At 62.3% G+C, this 22,114-nt stretch carries 20 protein-coding genes; 13 read left to right on the top strand and 7 right to left on the bottom strand.

Translation table 11 applies throughout. From position 1 onward, the window contains the following. Window positions 1-70 precede the first annotated feature (70 nt). From FEZ59_RS26540 to def, 4 genes are all read left to right on the top strand, one after another. Window positions 71-1,204: a Gfo/Idh/MocA family oxidoreductase gene (locus FEZ59_RS26540; RefSeq protein ID WP_172933434.1), complete on the top strand. Its 1,134-nt coding sequence runs from the start codon at window positions 71-73 to the stop codon at window positions 1,202-1,204. Further along, on the top strand, window positions 1,161-2,345 hold the full coding sequence (locus FEZ59_RS26535) for a phytanoyl-CoA dioxygenase family protein (protein ID WP_141487485.1): 1,185 nt from the start codon (window positions 1,161-1,163) through the stop codon (window positions 2,343-2,345). The genes FEZ59_RS26540 and FEZ59_RS26535 overlap by 44 nt, the downstream gene beginning before the upstream one ends. A gap of 61 nt (window positions 2,346-2,406) precedes the next feature. Next, window positions 2,407-2,724, top strand: a complete 318-nt coding sequence (locus FEZ59_RS26530; protein ID WP_242459942.1) for a hypothetical protein — start codon at window positions 2,407-2,409, stop codon at window positions 2,722-2,724. A gap of 133 nt (window positions 2,725-2,857) precedes the next feature. Next, window positions 2,858-3,433, top strand: coding sequence for a peptide deformylase (def, locus tag FEZ59_RS26525; RefSeq protein ID WP_242459941.1), 576 nt, complete (start codon window positions 2,858-2,860; stop codon window positions 3,431-3,433). A gap of 35 nt (window positions 3,434-3,468) precedes the next feature. On the opposite strand, the gene iri is transcribed toward def, so the two are convergent. The 4 genes from iri to FEZ59_RS26505 form a co-directional block, all read right to left on the bottom strand. Continuing rightward, the gene (iri, locus tag FEZ59_RS26520; RefSeq protein ID WP_172933432.1) at window positions 3,469-4,896 is read right to left on the bottom strand and encodes a rifampin monooxygenase Iri; all 1,428 of its coding nucleotides are present in this window, start codon (window positions 4,894-4,896) and stop codon (window positions 3,469-3,471) included. Window positions 4,897-5,017: 121 nt separating this feature from the next. Further along, window positions 5,018-6,403, bottom strand: a complete 1,386-nt coding sequence (locus tag FEZ59_RS26515) for an MFS transporter (RefSeq protein WP_134998747.1) — start codon at window positions 6,401-6,403, stop codon at window positions 5,018-5,020. 30 nt (window positions 6,404-6,433) lie between these two features. Further along, complete coding sequence (locus tag FEZ59_RS26510) at window positions 6,434-7,582, bottom strand: Gfo/Idh/MocA family oxidoreductase (protein ID WP_046378299.1); 1,149 nt, start codon at window positions 7,580-7,582, stop codon at window positions 6,434-6,436. Window positions 7,583-7,688: 106 nt separating this feature from the next. Beyond that, window positions 7,689-8,426 carry a GntR family transcriptional regulator gene (locus FEZ59_RS26505; RefSeq protein WP_003941006.1) on the bottom strand — a complete coding sequence of 246 codons (738 nt, stop codon included), beginning with the start codon at window positions 8,424-8,426 and terminating at the stop codon, window positions 7,689-7,691. A 199-nt stretch (window positions 8,427-8,625) separates the two neighbouring features. Between FEZ59_RS26505 and iolC the strand changes: the two genes are divergently transcribed. Genes iolC through FEZ59_RS26465 form a run of 8 tightly spaced genes read left to right on the top strand, consistent with a single transcriptional unit; the run spans window position 8,626 to window position 17,828 of the window. Continuing rightward, window positions 8,626-9,630, top strand: coding sequence for a 5-dehydro-2-deoxygluconokinase (gene iolC / locus FEZ59_RS26500; protein ID WP_172933431.1), 1,005 nt, complete (start codon window positions 8,626-8,628; stop codon window positions 9,628-9,630). Then, complete coding sequence (locus tag FEZ59_RS26495) at window positions 9,623-10,522, top strand: hypothetical protein (RefSeq protein WP_046378298.1); 900 nt, start codon at window positions 9,623-9,625, stop codon at window positions 10,520-10,522. Before iolC ends, FEZ59_RS26495 begins: the two co-directional genes overlap by 8 nt. Window positions 10,523-10,543: 21 nt before the next feature. Next, window positions 10,544-11,416, top strand: a complete 873-nt coding sequence (gene iolB / locus FEZ59_RS26490; RefSeq protein ID WP_084325076.1) for a 5-deoxy-glucuronate isomerase — start codon at window positions 10,544-10,546, stop codon at window positions 11,414-11,416. A gap of 14 nt (window positions 11,417-11,430) precedes the next feature. Further along, window positions 11,431-13,386 carry a 3D-(3,5/4)-trihydroxycyclohexane-1,2-dione acylhydrolase (decyclizing) gene (gene iolD / locus FEZ59_RS26485; RefSeq protein ID WP_172933430.1) on the top strand — a complete coding sequence of 652 codons (1,956 nt, stop codon included), beginning with the start codon at window positions 11,431-11,433 and terminating at the stop codon, window positions 13,384-13,386. A 52-nt stretch (window positions 13,387-13,438) separates the two neighbouring features. Then, on the top strand, window positions 13,439-14,344 hold the full coding sequence (locus FEZ59_RS26480; RefSeq protein ID WP_069145857.1) for a sugar phosphate isomerase/epimerase: 906 nt from the start codon (window positions 13,439-13,441) through the stop codon (window positions 14,342-14,344). Window positions 14,345-14,370: 26 nt separating this feature from the next. Then, complete coding sequence (locus tag FEZ59_RS26475) at window positions 14,371-15,411, top strand: Gfo/Idh/MocA family oxidoreductase (RefSeq protein ID WP_019747669.1); 1,041 nt, start codon at window positions 14,371-14,373, stop codon at window positions 15,409-15,411. Window positions 15,412-15,413: 2 nt separating this feature from the next. Next, window positions 15,414-16,298: a sugar phosphate isomerase/epimerase family protein gene (locus tag FEZ59_RS26470; protein WP_172933429.1), complete on the top strand. Its 885-nt coding sequence runs from the start codon at window positions 15,414-15,416 to the stop codon at window positions 16,296-16,298. A 24-nt stretch (window positions 16,299-16,322) separates the two neighbouring features. Further along, window positions 16,323-17,828 (top strand): CoA-acylating methylmalonate-semialdehyde dehydrogenase, encoded by a 1,506-nt coding sequence (locus FEZ59_RS26465; protein WP_019747667.1) that lies wholly within the window; start codon window positions 16,323-16,325, stop codon window positions 17,826-17,828. A gap of 62 nt (window positions 17,829-17,890) precedes the next feature. Here FEZ59_RS26465 and FEZ59_RS26460 read toward each other — a convergent pair whose 3' ends face one another. Then, the gene (locus FEZ59_RS26460; RefSeq protein WP_172933428.1) at window positions 17,891-18,463 is read right to left on the bottom strand and encodes a dihydrofolate reductase family protein; all 573 of its coding nucleotides are present in this window, start codon (window positions 18,461-18,463) and stop codon (window positions 17,891-17,893) included. A 198-nt stretch (window positions 18,464-18,661) separates the two neighbouring features. Here FEZ59_RS26460 and FEZ59_RS26455 point away from each other — a divergent pair, with 198 nt between their 5' ends. Further along, complete coding sequence (locus FEZ59_RS26455; RefSeq protein WP_029254980.1) at window positions 18,662-19,975, top strand: D-alanyl-D-alanine carboxypeptidase family protein; 1,314 nt, start codon at window positions 18,662-18,664, stop codon at window positions 19,973-19,975. Here FEZ59_RS26455 and yhjD read toward each other — a convergent pair. Continuing rightward, the gene (yhjD, locus tag FEZ59_RS26450; protein WP_172933427.1) at window positions 19,972-21,006 is read right to left on the bottom strand and encodes an inner membrane protein YhjD; all 1,035 of its coding nucleotides are present in this window, start codon (window positions 21,004-21,006) and stop codon (window positions 19,972-19,974) included. The genes FEZ59_RS26455 and yhjD overlap by 4 nt on opposite strands. A 51-nt stretch (window positions 21,007-21,057) precedes the next feature. Continuing rightward, on the bottom strand, window positions 21,058-22,092 hold the full coding sequence (gene trpS, locus FEZ59_RS26445) for a tryptophan--tRNA ligase (protein ID WP_003941025.1): 1,035 nt from the start codon (window positions 22,090-22,092) through the stop codon (window positions 21,058-21,060). Window positions 22,093-22,114 lie beyond the last annotated feature (22 nt).

The following is a 22,114-nucleotide window of genomic DNA, read 5'->3' as shown; positions in this document are numbered from 1 at the left end:
GTAGAGTCGAATCTCGAAATATGTAAGGACATTAGGTTGTCCGTTTCAATACCCTGGAAGTAGGAACCTCATGTCGATTCGGGTCGGTGTGATCGGAACCGGCGTCATGGGCGCCGACCACGTCCGCAATCTCCACTCCACGGTCTCCGGGGCAACGGTCTCTGTGGTTGCAGACCTCGATCAAGAGCGAGCAAAGTCCGTAGCGTCCGCAGTCGGCGCACGGTGGGTGACCGATCCGTTGAAACTGATCAACGACGCCGGTGTGGACGCCGTAGTCATCGCTTCCCATGATTCAACGCATGCCGACCTCACGCTTGCTGCTGTCGAAGCCGGAAAACCGGTTCTGTGTGAAAAGCCCCTCGCAGTGACAGCAGAGGACTGCCGACGCGTCGCTGCGGCCGAGAACCCCGAAAGCCCCCTTGTGAGCGTCGGATTCATGCGCCGCTTCGATCCGGGATACGTGGCGCTGAAGGCCGAAACACATTCCGGCCGTATCGGTGACCCACTGATCGTGCACTGCTCGAGTCGGACCGTCAGCGCCTACCCGGGTGGCAGCTCGGAATCCACGGTGACCAACTCCGCGATTCACGAACTCGACATCGTGCCGTGGATCTTGAACTCTCCCGTCGTCGCAGCCAGCTGGCACTGCGGGCGCTCGAGTTCGCTGGTGACCGATCGCCAGGATCCGCAGATAATCATGCTGCGCACCGCCGACGGCGTTCTCACCACGGTCGAGGTCTTTCTCAACGCGCGGTACGGCTACGACACTCGGTGCGAGGTCGTGGGCGAAATCGGCGCCGCTCGTCTCGCCGAACCGGTGGTCATCCACACCGACGCGGATCGATCCCACTCGTACGGCTATGCGGCGGATTGGATTCCGCGTTTTGCCGAGTCGTATCGGCGCCAACTTCAAGAGTGGATCGACGCATTGAGCACCGGAAGACCGTCGACGTTGGCCACAGCCGCGGAAGGCCTGCGGGCAAATCTCGTGGCAGCTGCCGTGATCAAGTCGATGCACTCCGCGGGGCAACTGTCTCGGTCGAGCCCGTGGGGGAAAGTTTCTGATGTCTTTTTGATGGATTTCAGGGGTAGTTTCGATGGGTTCTCCTTGGCAGTCTTTGAGGTACAGCGCATCTTGAACACCGCAGGAAAGGCCCCGAATGACTCCATCACTGACCGACCACACCGTGCCGTCCGCAGGTAGGTTGCACCGAGAAGACTGCAACATCGACGACTTCGCCGCTTTGGTCGCGCACGACACCGCCCTTGCCGATTACCCGTACGCCCATTCAGTGGCCGACGGGGTTCTTCTGTACCGCTCCGAAGCATTGGTAGAGCAATCGTCGAATCCTGAAACCCGGGCCGAGATCCAAGACGAGATCGCCCGGGCGTTACTCACCGGCCCCGGCATCACAGTCTTTCAAGGCGCGTTCGACGCGGAGATACTGGATCGCGCCAGCGCGGTCTTCCGTGAACTCATTGCACGCCAACACGAATCCGGTGCAGCGTCCGGAGATCACTTCGCCAAACCTGGTGCCAATGACCGAATCTGGGGCGCACAACTGAAGTTGGCGCTCGAAGATCCCAAGGCTTACGTCGACTACTACGCAAACAGCATTGTCGCTTTGGCTTCGGAAGCGTGGCTCGGCCCCATGTATCAGGTGACGTCGGACGTCAACGTCGTCAATCCCGGTGGCGCCGCACAGAATCCACATCGCGACTACCACCTCGGTTTCATGTCGAGCGACGTAGCCGCGAAGTTTCGGGCGCATGTGCACCGCTTGACCCCTGCCCTCACCTTGCAAGGTGCAGTCGCCCACGTGGATATGCCGGCCGAGACGGGGCCGACGAAGTATCTGCCGTACTCGCAGCAATTCGAATCCGGATACCTCGCGTTCGAGCGTCCCGAGTTCAAGGAGTTCTTCGAAGCCAACTACGTCCAATTACCTTTGAAGAAGGGAGATGCCGTCTTCTTCAACCCAGCCCTGTTCCACGCGGCAGGCCACAACAAGTCCGCCGACGTCCTGCGTATGGCAAATCTTCTCCAGGTGTCGTCGGCCTTCGGTCGAGCCCTCGGAACCATCGACCGGGAGGCACTCGTCAACGCGATCTATCCGGCACTGCTCGCTCTCAGCGAGGCGGGGTCAGACGAGGCAGTTCGGTGTGCCGTCGCCGCCTCGGCCGAGGGCTACGCCTTCCCGACCAATCTGGACCGAGACCAACCGATCGACGGCCTCGCGCCTCAGACGCAGGCCGAACTCGTGACGGAAGCGGTTCGCGAGCGGATCTCACCTGGTCGACTGGCCGATCTACTGAAGGCACAGTCCGAGAGACGAATGAGCTGAGGGACGGCAGCACTGAAGAGACTTGGGCCGCTTAATGCCGATCGGTCGGTACGCTCGAAGCATGGGGTGGGACTTGTTAGTGCTGTTCGCCATGATCGGCCCGTTGGCGACGTTCGGGTGGGCGGCTGTTCGGGCGAAGCGCCGCGGACTCGGTGGCTCGTTCGTCGGGCCGTTTCAGGAAATGTTCGATCCTGGTGCGGCGCGAGCACAGACGGTCATCGAACAGATCGCGGAACTGCCGGATCCTGCGGACTCCGGCGACCCGGACAACGATGACGATGTGCCGTACACAGTCACCTATGAGGGCGTTCGGCTCCACATCAATCCCGGTACGGCTCGACAGCGTGGAGGCGAAGGGACCGCCAAGCGGGCTGACTGAAAGTTGCACCAGATCCAATGTTCAGACAGCGGTCCGCGCGACGCGGGAGAGTAAACCGGCGCTGCACGGCGGTGAGGAACGTAGCGGTCGAACGCGAACACTCTCGTTGCGTTGGGCAGGAGCAGAGCGGAACATGAACCTCATGCCTGTCTCCGAACTTCTCCGCCTAGGTACCGCGCAACCGATCATTCGCTGGGGCACCCCTGTCCTTCATACGCCAGCTCGGCCAGTGGCTGAATTCGGCAGCGATCTCCAAGATCTGCTGGCAGACATGTTCGCTACCAACACCGCCGCAAACGGCGCAGGACTCGCAGCTCAACAGATCGGCGTCGACCTCGCGGTGTTCATCTACGACTGCACCGACGAGGTAGGGACGCAACGCACCGGCGTCGTCTGCAATCCGGTCGTTGACCTTCCTGAAGGAGTCGACCGGCAGCTAGTCGACTACTGCGAAGGCTGTCTGTCCCTACCCGGTGCCTACACAGACCTCGCGCGACCCGACTTCTCGACCTGTCGCGGAAACGATCAATACGGCAACCCGATCGAAATCACTGCAGGTGGCACCCTCGGGCGCTGCTTCCAACACGAGACCGACCACATCAACGGCATTGTCTTCGGCGACCGACTTCCAACGCGCAAACGCAAACAGCTCTATCGCGACCACGTCGAAGTATCGGATCAATACACAGCCCATTGGCCAGCGTGTTAAGCGGCCAGTCGGCTTAGAGGTGGAACCAGATAGCCCTACGCTGTTGGCCGACCGAACCACTTAGACAGCTGAGTATCCAACTCCGCCTGCGTATCCCCGACCCATGCCACATGACCATCCGGCCGAAGCAGGACGGCCGGAGCTTCCAATTCAGTGCTTGTGTCAACGATATGGTCGGCGCGATCGCTCCAACCGTCGACGGACAGTTGGCCACCCTGGTCGAGAAGAAGTCCGCGGCCGGATCGCATCAGGTCGTACAGGTTGCCGCGGGTCAACGCGATGTTCCGCAGCCTCCGACCGAGTAGGTCGTCGCCTTCGCCGAAATCGTAGCGAATCGAGATCGCAGTGATCTTCTCGGTCAAATAGCGCTTGACGTCTTCGAATTCCATCAGCTCGGAGATCAAGCGCCGCACCGCTTGTGGTCCGGCAGCGGTGGAGATCAACTCGGCCTGGGCGCGCGTGTTGTCCAGCACGTCGGCAGCCACCGGACGCCGTTCCGATTCGTACGTGTCGAGCAGGCCCTCCGGTGCCCAGCCGTTGATCTCGGCGGCGAGCTTCCAGCCGAGGTTGAAGGCGTCCTGCACACCGAGATTGAGACCTTGACCGCCCATCGGTGGGTGGATGTGTGCGGCGTCGCCGGCGAGAAACACCCGGTCGCGCCGGTAGTGCTCCGCCAGACGGGTGGCGTCGCCGAAGCGCGAGAGCCACCGCGGCGAGTGCACACCGAAGTCGGTACCGGCAATGGCCAGTAGCTGTTGTTTGATGTCGTCGAGGGTGGTCGGTGTTGCGCGACCGTCGGCAACTTCGGCCGCAGGAACCACGACACGAAAAGCACCATTGCCGGCGGGACCGACTCCGAATCGTTTGTGCGTTTCCCGGATTTCGGCGACAACGGCGGCCAGTTCATCAGCCGGCATGGTCACGTCCATTTCGCCGATCAACGTGTCGGCGCTCGACGGCTCGCCGGGAAACCCGACGTCGATCAGCTTCCGAACAGTGCTGCGGCCGCCGTCGCAGCCCACGAGGTAACGCGCGTGAAGTGTTGTGCCGTCGGACAATTCCGCTGTGACGTTGTCGGTATCTTGACGGATCGCGACGACGCGCTTCCCTCGCTGAATGTCCGCGCCGACTTCGGTGGCATGTTCGGCAAGAATCCTGTCGATCTCGGGCTGAGGTATGCCCAGGACGTACCCGTGCGCAGTATCGAGGTGCGCGGGTGCCGGCTTGCTGATCCCCGCGAAGAATCCACCGAGCGGATACTTGCGGCCGTGCGCGAGGAACTTGTCCAGCAACCCGCGCTGCTCCATGATTTCGATGCTGCGCACATGGATGCCGAGGGCACGGACGAACTGAGTCGGCTCCTCGTCCTTGTCCACGACGACGACATCGACGCCCTGTAGCCGGAGCTCACCTGCCAGCATCAATCCAGTTGGTCCAGCACCGACAATGATGACGTCACTCATGCGATCCCCTCCTTCGGGCAAGGCTTTTGCTTGCTCGCAGCAGACGAGTGTGCACCATCACCGGGGCCTTGCCGCAAGCCCCGGGTCCCGCGTTATGATGAAGGTGGCGGAAGACGCTTCATTATCGGCGCACCAACACCACAGCACCTGTATCGCGTGGGAGCCGCCAACTCTCGATCACCGTCGGCACCAGCATGGCCCCGAGAACACCCAGCGTCAGAGAAAACGGCACTCCGCCGCTCAGATCCTCCGACTCCGCCAACGGTGTGCAGAGCGTGATCACCAACGCGGACAGTGCAATACCCAGACCGGATGCCAACTCTTGCAGCGTTGCATGCAGAGTATTTGCATCGGTCAGCTCACCCGAGTCGACGTCGGCGAACGCCAAGCTGTTGTACGCGGTGAACCCGATGGATCGCAACGCGCCGCTGACAAACAGTGCAACAGCGATAACGACGTCCGGTGTCGTCGACGAGATCAGTACCAGCGCACCGAAGCACACCACCGACAGAACTCCGTTTCCCACCAGAACTCGTCTGATCCCGAATCTACGCATGAGCGGAGTGGTGAGCGGTTTGATCGCGATATTCCCCGCGAACAGAGCCATCACCAGCAGACCGGCCTTGAACGCCGACATTCCGAATCCCACTTGGAACAACAACGGCAGCACAAACGGCACGCCCATGATCACGAGCCGGTACAGCGAGCCGCTCGACGCGACGAGCCGAAACGATCGAAGTCGGAGGACGCGGAGCGCGATGAGCGGGTGATCCGACCGGATGAGGTGAATGACGGCCAAGCTCAACAAGATCAGAGCCGCAATGATCCCGAGGCCCACTCGTAGCCAGTCGGTTCCGGCACTGTGCACGCTGTCGAGCGCCACGACAAGCACTGCGACGCCTGCTCCGATCACCACCAATCCCAGCCAGTCGAGGCTCCGTTTCTGTGTTTGCCGAATGTCGGGCACCATGCGCAATGCCAGCAGAAACCCGACGATCCCGATCGGAACGTTGATCAGAAAGATCCAGCGCCACGAAGCGATCGACACGATGGCTCCACCCACAGCGGGCGCAAGAACCGGCGCTGTGAGCGCCGGCCACGTCAAGTAAGCGATAGCCCGTACGAGTTCCGCCTTCGACGTCACCCGCAATACTGCGAGCCGCCCTACCGGCACCATCATGGCGCCGCCTACCCCTTGTAGTGCGCGCATCCCCACCAGCATCGGGAGGGAGGTGCTCAGTGCACATCCCACCGACGCCGCCGTGAAAACGGCTATGGCAGAGATGAAGACACGTCGCGTTCCGAACCTGTCGGCCATCCATCCGCTCGCCGGGATCAGGACGGCCAACACCAGGAGGTACGAAGAAACGGCGACATTGACGTCGACGGCGTCAACTCCGAAGGATTGGGCGATCGACGGCAGTGCGGTTGCGAGAATCGTCGCGTCGAGCATCTCCATGAACAGTGCTGCTGCCACGAGCAACGCCAGTCCGCGGGGAAATGTCACTGCACCAGAGCCTTTCGGAGCGATTCTCGATCAGCCGAGAGAAATCCAGCCACCGGAGGAGACCGAGGCAACCATCGCGTCCAGAGCCTGCGCCGACGCGACAGCATCAGCGATGGTCGCGCCCTGCGGCGCTCCGTCCACGATCGAGGAGACGAAATTGCGAGCCTCGATGACCTTCAGGTCGTCATAACCCATGGCGTTGGCCGCGCCGGGTTGGAAGCGGCCGAACTCTCCCGACTCGGGGCCGACCAAAACCGTCGTGACGGATTGGTCCTGATACTTCGAGCCGAGGCTGGTGCCCAGTTCACCCATCCGGCGGTAATCCCAGAACACGGCACCCTTCGTACCGTGAATCTCGAATCCGTAGTTGTTCTGCTCTCCCACGGCGACGCGGCACGCTTCGAGGGTGCAGCGGCCGCCCGAGCCGAGCCGCAGCAGTGCGCTGACGAAGTCTTCGTTCTCGACAGCTCCCATCTCCCCGCCGCTGGCTCGGGCATGTCCACTGGTAGCGGCGGACGGACGCGCACGCTCCGGGATGAAGATCGCAGTATCAGCAACGAGAGCGTCGACGTCACCGAGCAGATGACGAATCAGATCGATGCCGTGCGAAGCCAAGTCGCCCAGGACGCCGGCGCCGCCGCGCTCACGCTCGTATCGCCAACTCAAAGCGCCTTCAGGGTGGGCCGCATAGTCGCTGAGGAAACGAAACCGCGAGTGCGTGATCGTGCCCAACTCCCCTGAGTCGATCAGGCTCTTTGCCAGGGCTACAGCCGGCGCGTTTCGGTAGTTGAAGCCGACGGTCGACTGCACACCGGCCTTCGAGACTGCTGCGGCAACAGCTTTGGCGTCCTCCGTGGACAAGCCGACGGGCTTCTCGATCCAGATGTGTTTGCCGGCTTCTGCCATTGCGACGCCGATTTCACGGTGCAAGAAGTTCGGGGCCGTGATGCTCACCGCGTCGATGGCCGGATCGGCTGCGATATCGCGCCAGTCCTGGGTGAAAGCTTCGAAACCGAATTGGTCCGCCGCTTCCTCCCCTCTGCCAGGCACCTCGTCGGCGACGGCGGCCAGGCGGATCACGGGAAGCTGGGGATAGTGCTGCCGCAGACGCAGATACGCCTGCGTGTGTACGCGGCCCATCCATCCGAATCCGGCAACTGCTACTGAAATGCCTGTCATGAGGCTCCGTTCGGGTCAAATGATCGAAGGATCGCAGAAATGCTGGGATCACAAATCACCCCCACTGACTCGGTCAGGCGGGTACTCGTGTCACCGGGATCGAGGTCTAGCGGTCGACCACGGTGGTGTCGAAGTAGTAACGCGACGCTCGGTAGCAGTGGCTGCCGTACTCGACGGCACTACCTGAATCGTCAAATGCAGTGCGGCTCATGGTCAAGAGGGCAGCACCCACTTTCTCGTCGAGCAATCCTGCTTCTTCGCGAGTCGCCGCCCGAGCGCCGATTCGCTGCCGCGCCACACGGATGTGAACGCCGCGAGTTCGCAAGGTTTGGTACAGCCCTTGCGTCTCCAACTCCTCGGGATCGGGTGCGATGTCCACCGGAATGTAGTTGGTCATCACTGCAAGCGGTTCGCCGTTGGTGCTTCGCAGACGCCTGATGGTGGCCACTTCGGCGTCAGGTTCGAGGTTGAGTTCCGCGGCAACGTCCTCGGCGGGAACTCCCACCGTGAACTCGAGCAGCTTGGTCGTCGGTGCCTGGCCGGCCCTCGCAAGGTCGTCGAACAGGCTGGTGAGCTCGACCGGGCGGTGTACCGGACTTTGCACCACCTGAGTTCCGACTCCCCGCTTACGAACAAGTAGGCCCTTGTCCACCAGTTCCTGGATCGCACGTCGAGTGGTCGGACGTGAGAGATTGAGCCGTTTGGCCAACGCCAGTTCGTTCTCGAAGCGATCACCTGGGGCAAGTTCGCCACCGAGAATAGCGCCCTCGATTGCCTGGGCCAGCTGAAAATACAGCGGCACCGGGCTCGAGCGGTCCAACTCGACGGCGAGTGCTGCGACCACGGTCAACTCCGATCTGTCTTGGGAAGGCGCCGTATCGACGCTACTTCTCTCGGCAGTGTATGCGAACACTAACATTCACTTGACCGCAAGTCATAATGTCCAGACAAACTATTGACAATCGCTGTGTCGCGGCGCACAGTTTCAGTCATACAACGGTGCCCTGCGCGGGCAGCCCACCACGAACTCTCGGGAGTCAGTCTTGACAAGCATCAACACTCACCAGAGCGGGTCACACATCCCTGACGCACCATTCGACGTGCTTGCCATCGGCCGATCGGGGGTGGACATCTACCCACTTCAAACCGGTGTCGGACTCGAAGACGTCGAGACCTTCGGCAAGTTTCTCGGCGGCAGCGCAGCAAACGTCTCGGTGGCGGCTGCACGCCTCGGCCGGCGAGCAGCACTGATCTCCGGCGTAGGCAGCGATCCCTTCGGAAAGTTCGTCACACGCGAGTTGGCACGTCTGGGCGTCGACAACAGGTTTGTCGTCACCAATTCCGAGTACCCGACACCGGTGACGTTCTGCGAGATCTTCCCCCCTGACGACTTCCCGCTGTACTTCTACCGCAAGCCGCATGCGCCCGATCTTCGGATCACCCCGGAAGATATCGACCTCGACGCCGTTCGAACAGCGTCCCTCTACTGGTCGACTGTGACAGGGCTGTCCGAAGAACCGAGTCGCAGTGCACACTTCGCTGCCTGGGAAGCCCGCGAACGACGCCCGCTGACGGTCCTCGATCTGGACTACCGCCCGATGTTCTGGTCGACACCCCAAGAAGCGACCACTCAGGTGCAGCGCGCTCTCGCGCACGTGACGGTAGCCGTCGGAAACCGCGAAGAGTGCGAGATCGCGGTCGGTGAGACCAATCCGAACAAGGCCGCCGACGCGCTTCTCGACCTCGGAGTCGAACTGGCCATCGTGAAGCAGGGCCCGAAGGGTGTCCTCGGCAAAACACGAAAGCAATCGATCACCGTGCCGCCCAACGCCGTCGACGTGGTCAACGGGCTGGGTGCCGGCGACAGCTTCGGCGGGTCACTGTGCCACGGACTGTTGGCCGGGTGGCCACTGGAGAAGGTACTGCGCTACGCCAACGCGGCCGGTGCCATAGTCGCATCTCGGCTCGAATGCTCCACTGCGATGCCAACCGCTGAAGAAGTCCACGATCTCGCCGAAGCCACAGCCACGGAGGCAGTCAATGTCTGACAAGCTCGCCGCCCGCCCCCTCGCCACCACCTACGCCGACGTGACGGAACTGCGTGCGAGCGATCCGCAGATCATCGAAAAGTCCTGGGCAGCAAGAACTCCTCGTGCCACCGTTCGAGGCAACGGACGACTGATGATCGTCGCTGCCGATCATCCAGCGCGTGGGGCACTCTCTGTCGGCGGCAAGCCGACAGCGATGAACAGTCGTACCGATCTGCTCGACAGATTACGCACGGCGCTCGACAATCCCGGAGTCGACGGCGTTCTCGGTACCGCGGACATTCTCGACGATCTGCTCCTCCTCGGGGCCCTCGAGGACAAGGTCGTCTTCTCGTCGATGAACCGCGGCGGCCTGGCGGGCGCGAGCTTCGAACTCGACGACCGCATGACCGGATATACCGCGGCGGGCACCGCGAAGTTCGGAATGAATGGCGGAAAGATGCTGCTGCGCATCGCCCTCGACGACGCGGGCACCCTGCCCACCATGACGGCATGTGCCGAAGCCGTTGACGAACTGGCCGCGGCCGGACTGATCGCGATGCTCGAGCCGTTTCTCTCCAGCCGCGTCAACGGCAAGGTCGTCAACGATCTCAGCCCCGACGCCGTCATCAAGTCCATCCACATCTCCCAAGGTCTCGGCTCCACCTCGGCGTACACGTGGATGAAACTACCGGTCGTCGACGAGATGGAACGCGTCATGGATGCGACCACCCTCCCGACGCTCCTCCTGGGCGGCGATCCGCAGATCGCGCCGGAAGAAACGTACGCAAAGTGGGACGCTGCCCTTCAGCTGCCGTCCGTGCGCGGACTGATCGTCGGGCGCGCGCTGCTCTACCCACCGGACGGCGACGTGACCGCGGCCGTCGACACCGCAGTCAAACTCGTCCACTAGAACCGACCTGGCAGGAGCAAGATGTTCAGCAAGTACTACGTCCCCGCCGGATCGTCCGCCGACGGTGATTTCACGACAGTGGTCACGCCGGAGTCCGCGGGTTGGACCGAATCCAGCTTGTGGACACTCGAACTCGCCCCTGGCGCGAGCGTCCACCTGCAGTCCGGCGAGAACGAGATAGTCGTCGTTCCACTGTCGGGTTCGGCCGTGATAGTTGCCGAGGGGACGGAGATCGCCCTGACCGGCCGCGCGTCGGTCTTCGACGGACCGAGCGACTTCGCCTACGTAGGACGCGATTCCGACTACACAGTGGCCAGCGCAGGTGGAGGCCGCTTCGCCCTGTGCGGAGCGCGCGCCGGAGCCAAGCTGCCCCATCGCTACGGCCCGGTGTCGGGAGTTGCCGTCGAACTCCGAGGTGCCGGTAACTGCAGCCGACAGGTTCACAACTTCGCCACCGCAGACACCTTCGAGGCCGACTCCATCATCGCGTGTGAAGTCATCACCCCCGGCGGGAACTGGTCGTCGTATCCCAGCCACAAGCACGACGAGAACAGCGACGTCGAATCGGCTCTGGAAGAGATCTACTACTTCGAGATCGACCGAAGCCCCACCGGGACCGAAGGTTTCGGCTACCACCGCGTGTACGGAACCGCCGAGAGACCTATCGAGGTGCTCGAGGAAGTCCGCTCGGGCGACGTCGTCCTCGTGCCGCACGGCTATCACGGCCCGTCCATCGCAGCGCCGGGCCACCACATGTACTACCTCAATGTCATGGCAGGTTCGGACGAGATCCGGGCGTGGAACATCTGTGACGATCCGCAACACACCTGGCTACGTGGAAGCTGGGATCACCAGGACATCGACCCTCGACTGCCGTTGCAGTCCCACAACTGACGGAAGTGAAAGCTGTGGCACCCACCAACAACGCAACCGGCAATCGTCTACCTCGCGACGAGCCGACCGTACACCTCACCGTTTCTCAAGCTGTCGTCCGCTTCCTCGCCAACCAGTACACCGAACGCGACGGCCAGCGCACCACGCTGTTTGCCGGCTGCTTCGGAATCTTCGGGCACGGCAACGTCGCCGGACTGGGGCAGGCACTCTTGCAGGCCGAGATCCAGGATCTCGATGCCGGCCGTGAGCCGACACTCCCCTACGTGCTCGGCCGCAATGAACAGGCGATGGTGCACTCGGCTGTCGCGCACGCCCGCATGAAGGACCGCCTGCAGACGTGGGCAGTCTCGTCCAGCGTCGGCCCCGGTGCCACCAATATGATCACCGGCGCGGCACTGGCCACCATCAACCGTCTACCTGTATTACTCCTTCCCGCAGACACTTTCGCGACCCGCGCCAGTGCCCCCGTCTTACAGGAACTCGAACTCCCGTCGAGCGGCGACGTCACAGTCAACGACGCTTTCAAGCCGGTCTCACGATACTTCGATCGGGTATGGCGCCCGGAGCAGTTGCCGAGCGCTCTGCTCGCCGGGATGCGCGTTCTCACTGATCCCGTCGAGACCGGCGCAGTCACCATCGCCATCCCGCAGGACGTGCAGGCCGAGGCTTTCGACTGGCCCGAGTCCTTCTTCGCCGAACGGGTGTGGCACGTGGCCCGCCCGCTCCCCGAGCGATCGGTGATCGAACGCGCCGCCGCGATCATCCGCTCGGCTCGCAAGCCACTGATCGTCGCCGGCGGCGGCGTGATCTACAGCCAGGCCACCGACTCTCTGGCAGCGTTCTGCGCGCAGACCGGAATCCCCGTGGGGCAGAGCCAGGCCGGCAAAGGTTCATTGGTCTACGACCACCCACAATCCGTCGGGGCGGTGGGGTCCACCGGCACTACGGCTGCAAACGCACTGGCCACCGAGGCGGACGTCGTCATCGGAATCGGCACGCGGTACAGCGATTTCACGAGCGCGTCCCGCACCGCATTCACCAATCCCGACGTTCGCTTCGTCAACATCAACGTCGCTTCACTGGACTCCGTGAAGCAGGGCGGAGTCAGCGTGGTCGCCGACGCACGTGAGGCACTCGACGCGCTGGCGATCGCACTGAACGACTACCGGGTGGACGACGAATACGCGTCCAGGATCGGTGAACTCGCTCGCGATTGGGATGCGATCGTCGAATCCGTCTACAACCCAGCCGAACCCGCTGCCGACGGGTCACTGAATCAGAATCAGGTGATCGGCCTGGTCAACACTCTGTCCGATCCACGTGACGTCGTCGTGTGCGCTGCCGGGTCCATGCCGGGTGACCTCCACAAGCTGTGGCGAACCCGTGATCCCAAGGGGTATCACGTCGAATACGGGTACTCGTGCATGGGATACGAAGTTGCCGGCGGTCTAGGCGTCCGCATGGCGTGCCCCGATCGCGACGTGTTCGTGATGGTCGGCGACGGTTCCTATCTGATGATGGCCACCGAATTGGTCACCGCCGTACAGGAACGCCTCAAGGTCATCGTCGTCCTGGTGCAGAATCACGGATTTGCCTCCATCGGTTCGCTGTCCGAGTCGCTGGGTTCCCAGCGCTTCGGCACGCAGTACCGCTACCGCTCGAATGACGGACGTCTCGACGGAGGTGTTCTCCCGGTCGATCTGGCCGCGAACGCCGCCAGCCTCGGTGTCGACGTCATCCGCGCCAACACCGCCGCCGAGTTCGCCGACGCGATCAAAGTCGCCAAAGCAAGCGACACCAGCACGGTCATCCACGTCGAAACCGATCCGCTGATCGGCGCCCCGGACAGCGAATCCTGGTGGGATGTACCGGTATCGGCTACCTCCGAACTGGAATCGACCAAGAACGCCCGGACAACCTACGAGTCCTGGAAGAAGATCCAGCGACCGTATCTACGTCCATCCGAATGAAATTTCCGCACAGACACACCCCAAAAAGCTTGCCCGCGAAAGGAATCTAGACATGAGCGCGATTCGCGTCGGATCAGCCCCCGACTCCTGGGGTGTGTGGTTTCCGGACGACCCTCAGCAGACCCCGTACACACGATTCCTCGACGAGGTGTCCGCGTCGGGATACGAATGGATCGAACTCGGCCCGTTCGGATACCTTCCGACCGATCCAGCCAAGCTGACTGACGAACTCGGAGCACGCGGCCTCAAGCTTTCGGCCGGTACCGTTTTCGAACACCTGCACCAGGACGATTCCTGGGATGCCGTCTGGAATCAGATCAAGGACGTCGCCAAGTTGACCGCAGCCGTCGGTGGCAAGCACGTAGTCGTCATCCCCGAGATGTGGCGCGATCCTTCCACCGGAGAAGTACTCGAAGATCGAAATCTGACTCCCGAGCAGTGGCGCAAGAAAACCGACGGCATGAACGCTCTCGGCAAGGCGATGCTCGAGGAGTACGGCGTCATGGCGCAGTACCACCCTCATGCCGACAGCCATGTCGACATCGAGGACAACGTCTACAAGTTCCTCGAAGGTACAGACGAGCGTTTCGTGAACCTGTGCCTCGATACCGGCCACATCAGCTACTGTGGCGGCGACAACCTGGCCATCATCAACAAGCATCCGGAGCGCATCGGGTACCTGCACCTCAAGCAGGTGGATCCGGCGATCGTCGCCAAGGTGGAGGCGGAGGACCTGCCGTTCGGCGAAGCGGTCAAACTCGGCGCGATGATCGAACCACCGCGCGGAATCCCGGACATGCCGCCGCTTCTGGAGGCCATCGAGAAGCTCGGCATCGACGTGTTCGCGATCGTCGAGCAGGACATGTATCCCTGCCATCCCGACACACCGCTGCCCATCGCACAGCGCACTCAGAAATACCTGTCCACCTGTGGCGTTCCCGCCGTCCGTTTCAGCTGAGCAACACAATCGAGGAGTACCACCGCATGTCTGACAACCAGGATCTCCGGATCGCAGTGCTCGGCGTCGGCATCATGGGGGCCGATCACGTCGACCGCATCACCAACAAAATCGGCGGTGCCCGAGTCACTGTCGTCAACGACTACTCTCTTGCCCGCGCCGAGGAAATCGCAGCATTGACGCCGGGGTCACGCGTCGTCGTCGATCCGTTCGATGCCATCGCAGCCGAGGACGTCGACGCCGTTGTGCTCGCAACCCCGGGCCCGACCCATGAGAAGCAGGTACTTGCCTGCCTCGAAGCAGGCAAGCCGGTTCTCTGCGAGAAGCCGCTGACCACCGACGCGGACAGTTCGCTGGCGATCGTCAAAGCCGAAGCAGCGCTGGGAAAGAAACTGATCCAGGTTGGTTTCATGCGCCGGTTCGACCACGAATACACCCAGCTCAAGGATTTGATCGACAGCGGCGATCTCGGTCGCCCTCTCGTTGTGCACTGCGCGCACCGCAATCCTGCGGTTCCGAACGGCTTCGACAGCGCGATGATCGTCAAGGACTCGCTCGTCCACGAGGTCGACGTGACGCGATTCCTGCTCGACGAAGAGATCACCTCGGTGCAGATAATTCGGCCGTCTGCGAATTCGCTTGCTCCCGAGGGCATTCAAGACCCACAGATCGCGATATTCGAGACCGAGTCCGGTAGACACGTCGACGCCGAGGTGTTTGTCACCACCGGAGTTGCCTACGAAGTGCGCACCGAAGTTGTCGGCGAACTCGGAAGCGCGATGATCGGACTCGACGTGGGACTGATCCGAAAGACCAAGCCCGGCAACTGGGGTGGGCAGATCACCCCAGGATTCCGCGAACGCTTCGGGCAGGCATACGACACCGAGTTCGCCCGGTGGATCAAGGCAGTGAAGACGGGCGCCGGCACCGGCAACTACATCGACGGACCAGGCGCCTGGGACGGGTACGCCGCGGCCGCTGTCTGCGCCGCTGGCGTGAAGTCTCTGGAGACGGGTCAACGCGTCGTCGTGGACATGGTTGCGCGCGATTCTGTGGCCGGAGCGTAGCGATGAAGGTCGCTCTCGATCCCACACCGTTCCGTCACGATTACTCGCTGCTGGAGCTTCCCCGAGTTGTTGCCGATCTCGGGTACGAGTATCTGCAGCTCACACCGCACGTCGACATGATCCCGTTCTTCAATCACCCGAAAGCCGACGACGCGCTCGTCACCGAGTTCCGGAAGGCCTGCGCGAGTGCGGGAGTCGGCATCGCGTCGGTGCTCCCGGTCCTTCGGTGGTCCGGCCCGGACGAGGACGCTCGCGAAGCAGCAGTGCGTTACTGGAAGCGGGCCATCCAGATCACGGTCGATCTCGGTGTCAACGTCATGAACACCGAATTCTCCGGCCGCCCCGAGAAAGCCGAAGAGTCCGAGCGTGCGTTCTATCGTTCGATGGAGGAACTGCTTCCGATCATCGAACGCGAGGGGATCGACGTCCTGATCGACCCGCACCCGGACGATTTTGTCGAAGACGGACTTGCCGCGATCCGCACGATCCGTGGCGTGAACTCCAAGAACCTCGGCATGGTGATCGTGGCGTGCCACCAATTCCACATGGGTGGGGACCTTCCCGCCATCATGGAGGCCGCCGGCGACATGGTCCGTCTCGTACATGTGGCAGACACCATGGATCATCACCGTTCGCACGGACTTCGCTACATCACCAATCCGCCAGGCAATGCCGTTCGAGTGCATCAACACCTCAAAATCGGGGACGGAGACGTCAACTGGGACGAATTCTTCGGCGGCCTCGGCAAACTCGGCTTCTACGATCGTGACAACACCGTGATGGTGTCGAGCGTCTTCGCCGAGAACGAAAACGCACACGAGGTTTCCCGGTACCAGCGCGAGACGATGAACGACTATGTCGCCAAGTACACCTCCCCGAACTCCTGAGCCACCAGACCACTAGGAAATACCATGACCAGCACTGATACTCGTGTCATCGCGCACTGGTTGGACGGCAAGTCGTTCGCCGGAACATCCGAGAACACCGCCCCCGTCACCAACCCCGCCACCGGACAGATCACCGGCCGACTCGCCCTGGCGAACCTCGAGGACGCTCGCACCGTCATCGACGCTGCTGCGGCGGCCTTCCCCGCCTGGCGTGACACCTCCCTGGCCCGGCGCACACAGATACTGTTCAGCTTCCGCGAACTCCTCAACGCTCGCAAAGGTGAACTCGCCGAGATCATCACAGCCGAGCACGGCAAGGTTCTCTCCGACGCCCTCGGCGAAATCAGCCGCGGACAAGAAGTAGTCGAATTCGCCTGCGGAATACCGCATCTCCTCAAGGGCGGATACACCGAGAATGCATCGACCAAGGTCGACGTCTACTCCATCCGCCAACCTCTCGGCCCCGTAGGCATCATCTCCCCCTTCAACTTTCCCGCGATGGTCCCGATGTGGTTCTTCCCGGTCGCCATCGCCGCCGGGAACACCGTGATTCTCAAACCCTCGGAGAAGGACCCCACCGCGGCGATCTGGCTCGCCGAACTCTGGGCCGAAGCCGGTCTGCCCCCCGGCGTCTTCAACGTCCTCCAAGGTGACAAGCTCGCCGTCGACGAACTTCTGGAAAACAAAGCAGTCAAAGCGATTTCGTTTGTCGGATCCACCCCCATCGCCCAGTACGTCTATGCCACCGGCACCGCCAATGGCAAACGCGTGCAAGCACTCGGCGGCGCCAAGAACCACGCCATCGTTCTGCCGGACGCCGACCTCGACCTCGCCGCCGACGCAATGGTCAACGCGGGATTCGGCTCCGCGGGCGAACGATGCATGGCGATCTCCGCCCTGGTCGCAGTCGGCGACATCGCCGACGAACTGGTCGCCAAGATCGTCGAGCGCACCACTCCCCTCGTCACCGGTGACGGCACCAAGAACTCCGACATGGGTCCGCTCGTCACCAAGGCCCACCGCGACAAGGTCGCCTCATACGTCGATGCAGGCGAGAAGGACGGCGCCACCATCGTGGTCGACGGACGTACAGTCCAGGCCGATGGTGGACCGGACGGCTTCTGGCTTGGACCCACCCTCATCGACCACGTCACCACCGACATGTCGATCTACACCGACGAAATCTTCGGGCCTGTTCTCTCCGTCGTGCGCGTCGATACCTACGACCAAGCCCTCGAACTGATCAATAACAACCCGTACGGAAACGGCACCGCCATCTTCACCAACGACGGCGGCGCTGCCCGACGCTTCCAGAACGAGGTGGAGGTCGGCATGATCGGCATCAACGTCCCCATCCCGGTTCCCATGGCCTACTACAGCTTCGGCGGCTGGAAGAACAGCCTCTTCGGTGACACCCACGCTCACGGGACAGAAGGTGTTCATTTCTTCACCCGAGGTAAAGCCGTCACCAGTCGCTGGCTCGACCCCAGCCACGGCGGCATCAACCTCGGCTTCCCCGAAAACAGTTAGCCGGCAAGACATCTGTGGCCGAGACTTTCGAAGAGGCTCGGCCACAGATGTTTTCGAGAGGTCTACGCGACCGTGGGGTGGTACGTCAGCACCTGAACTCCGGATTCGTACCGACGATCGTCCTTCAACTCGAGGTCGATCTTGTCGGCCGATTCGGGGAACACTCTCCCGCCGGACCCGAGAATGACCGGGAAGACCATCAGCCGTAACTCGTCGACCAGACCGGCCAGCAACAACGCGTGGACGAGCGTCCGACTTCCCGCGACCAGGATTTCGCCGTCGATCTGTTCCTTAAGCTTCGGAACGGATTCCTCGATGGGGTCGGTGAGCGCCGTCGAGTTGTTCCATTCAAGCGGCTCCGTCGAACTCGTGACGACGTACTTGGGCATCTCGTTCATCTTGTCCGCAACGCCTTGGTCGTCTTCGCGCTCAGGCCAGGCACCGGCGAAGCTCTCGTAGGTCCGTCGACCGAGTAGAAGCACGTCCGCGGCGAGGGTTTCGTCGAGTTTGAACTTCATCTGATCGCCCTCCTGGTACGGAAAGACCCATCCAGTGTGCGCATAACCCGGTTCGCCACCGGGCGCTTCCATGACCATGTCCAAAGACACGAATTCTGTCACCACGATCTTGCCCATACCGATCCCCTGTCGTCAGTGCGTGTGCGCCATTCGAGTAGTCGACTACACCACTGTTACAGACTCTGCGTGGTGGTGGAACTCATCAGCGGCGATCGTCCACTATGACCGATGTACAAACCGAATCGCCTGTTTTCGATCCCTCTGCTTGCGTGGCGATTCGGACGTTCCCTCAGGTTCGCATACCCTCGTATATCGATGATGTGGCGTCGAAAGTGTGCAGTGGCAGTGGCCGGAACAGTGCTCTCAGGGAGCATTGCGTTTACCGGTGTCGTAGGGACCTCGGGAGTGGCCGGCGCCCAACCGGCCCCGCCGCCGCCCACCACCACCACCGAGGCACCGTTCACAACACCCAACACCGACAGCTGCCCGTTCACGAGTAGCCCGGCGCCGGCGATCGATCTCTCCGAAGCACCCGCGCCCGGATCCACGGCCCCGACTGCCGTCCCGATTCCGGAAAGCCCCGTCGGTGGAGACAAGCTCGGCGAGTGTGGCGTCGTACTTCCTGACGGCGCTCCCCCGCTCCCGGCCGACATCGCGGCATCCGGATGGGTACTCGCGGACGCCGAAACCGGTGAGGTCCTCGCCGCGAAAGATCCGCACGGTCGCTACCGACCGGCCAGCACCATCAAGATGCTGTTGGCTCTCGTCGCGCTCGACGAACTCGATCTCGACACCGAAATCACCGCAACTGCCGAAGACGCGGACGCTGAAGGTAGCGCTGTCGGCATCGGCAAGGGCGGCAAGTACACCAACCGGCAACTGATGCAGGGTCTGGTCATGGCATCGGGAAACGATGCCGCGCACGCTCTTGCCCGCCAACTCGGCGGTGACGCTGCAGCCGTGTCGAAAATGAACGCGCTCGCGGCCGAACTCGGCGCCCTCGACACCCGCACGGCAACTCCATCCGGACTCGACGGCCCAGGGATGAGCAGCTCACCGTACGACCTGGCCGTAATCTTCCATACAGCCCTCCAGAATCCGACGTTTGCCGGACTGATCCATACCGAAACCGTCGAGTTTCCCGGCTTCCCCAAAGATCCGACGATTCCTGACGATCAGGACCGCCCCGGATTCACTCTCGCGAACGACAATCAGTTGCTCTACAACTACGACGGCGCATTGGGCGGCAAGACCGGCTTCACCGACGACGCCCGCCACACGTACGTCGGTGCTGCGGAGCGCAACGGCCGGAAACTACTGGTGACATTGATGGGCGGCGAAGCCAAGCCGATCCGTCCGTGGGAGCAGGCTGCCCGTCTACTCGACTACGGATATGCACTCCCCGCGAGCACAACCGTCGGCTCGTTGACGGACCGATCGACCGACGATGCCACGCCCGACGTCACTCGCACACCGTCTGCCGCTGCACCAGGCTCGATCTCGGCAGCACCCACCGCTACCGACACCGAGTCGGACACCACTGACCGCATCCTCATCGGTGCTGTCGGCGGAGTTGTGGTGATCGCACTGGTGGCGGGAGCCGTTGCTCTGAACCGTCGAAGGCGCTAGCGCGGCCGACGGCGCATGAAGCCCGAAAGACCCAGGCCGGCAACCGCACCCGTGGCGATCAACGCAGCCATGCGAGACGGTGAAGCTCCGTCACTGACAACGATTCGCGGCGAGATCACGGCCGGATCCGGCGGCGGAACGAAGGCGAGAGCCATACTTTCCTTTGTCGTCGCCGCCCACGCCGTGCAGAACAGCAGCATCCTCGACGCAGTGAACACGAACACGAGCAAACCGATGATCGGGCCGAATGCCACCCCCGCCGGGCCACTGGTGACGGCCGCGAGGTAGATCGCACCTACCTGCTTGAAGATTTCGAACACGACCGCGGCGATAAGCGCTGCCTGCGCGGCGCTGCGCAGCGTGACAGGCTCGCGCGGCAGCCGGGCAATCACCCACAGGAACACCGCCCACGTCGCCAGGAGTGAAAGCAACAGTGAAACGACTCTGAGCCCCACGCCGACACCGGTGATGTTCTCGAGGTTGAGCCATTTCACGATCTGAGTCGCAACCGGCCCGCTGCTCAGCGCCGACATTCCCAGTGAGACGACCATGGCGAGAGCCAGACCGATGAGGGCCCCTGCGTCACCGAGTTTGGTACGAACGAAACCCTTCGGCTCGCGCTTGCTCTCCCACATCGCCGTCAGCGCGTCGCGAACATTTGCCATCCAACCGAGACCCGCGTACGCGGCACCCAGGAGACCGAAGATTCCGACGCTCGCGCGCGAGTCGATAGCCGAATCGATCAGCGTGTTGATGGTGTCACCCAAGCTGCCCGGAATGCTCTTGGTGATCTGCTCCTGAATCGACTCCAGGTACTCGGGATGCCCGGCCAATACGAAACCGGCCACTGCAAACGCGACCATCATGATCGGAATCAATGCGAGAACACTGAAGTACGTGATTCCCGCAGCGTAGTAATCGCCCTTTTGCTCTTGGAAACGTCCTGCGGCGCGAACCAGATGATCGAGCCAGGGTCGCGCTGCTCGTTGCTTCTCGAGAAAGCTCGGTGCGTCGTCGTCCGTGTCAGCCATTGCCGTCCCCCTCATGTTCGGTCAGGCGTCGTGAGTCCGAATTCGCGTAAGTCAGCCCTTCGGTGCCAGGAATCCGACCTTGTCATAGACAGCGGCGAGAGTGCGTGAAGACACCTCACGGGCGCGGTGCGCTCCAGCCGCGATGATGCGATCCAGCTCTGCCTCGTCGGCAAGGTAACCGTCGACCTTCGCCTTGAGTGGGGTGACGAACTCGGTCAGCACATCAGCGGTATCGGTCTTGAGGTCGCCGTACCCCTTGCCCTCGTAACCGGCCACCAGAGTCTCGATCGGTACTCCCGAGAGAGCCGACTGAATGGTGAGCAGGTTGCTGACGCCCGGCTTGGCCTGCGGGTCGAAACGAATCTCGCGCTCGTTGTCGGTGACGGCCGACTTGATCTTCTTTGCCGACACCTTCGGATCGTCGAGCAGATTGATCAGTCCGGCCGCGCTGGCGGCGGACTTGCTCATCTTGGCGGTCGGATCCTGCAGGTCGTAGATCTTTGCCGTGCCCTTGATGATCTGCGGCTCGGGAACAACGAACGCCTTGCCGTAGCGGGTGTTGAACCGGCCGGCCAGATCGCGTGCGAGTTCGAGGTGCTGACGCTGATCCTCACCCACCGGAACTCGCTGCGGGCGGTACAGAAGGATGTCCGCGGCCATCAGAACCGGATACGTGAACAAACCGACACTGGCGTTGTCGCTGCCTTGCTTGGCGGACTTGTCCTTGAACTGCGTCATACGGCTGGCTTCACCGAAACCGGTGATGCAGTTCAGGACCCACGCCAACTGTGCGTGCTCGGGAACCTGACTCTGTACGAACAGCGTCGCCCGATCCGGATCGATCCCCACCGCAAGGAGCTGAGCCACCGCAACCTTGGTGCGACGACGCAATTCCTTCGGGTCCTGCGTCACCGTGATGGCATGAAGATCCGGAATGAAGTAGAAAGCGTCGAAATCGTCCTGCAACGGAACCCACTGCTGCAGCGCACCCAGGTAGTTGCCGAGGTGGAAAGAATCCGACGTCGGCTGGATTCCGGAAAGCACGCGAGGCTTTGCGGTGGGCTTCTGTTCTGCAGGGGTCGACATGGTTCCGATCTTTTCACGAGTG

Origin of the sequence: Rhodococcus sp. MS13, from assembly GCF_013277835.1 — a bacterium.
Lineage (GTDB): Bacteria > Actinomycetota > Actinomycetes > Mycobacteriales > Mycobacteriaceae > Rhodococcus_F > Rhodococcus_F erythropolis.
This window is presented reverse-complemented; position numbering and strand designations above follow the sequence as displayed.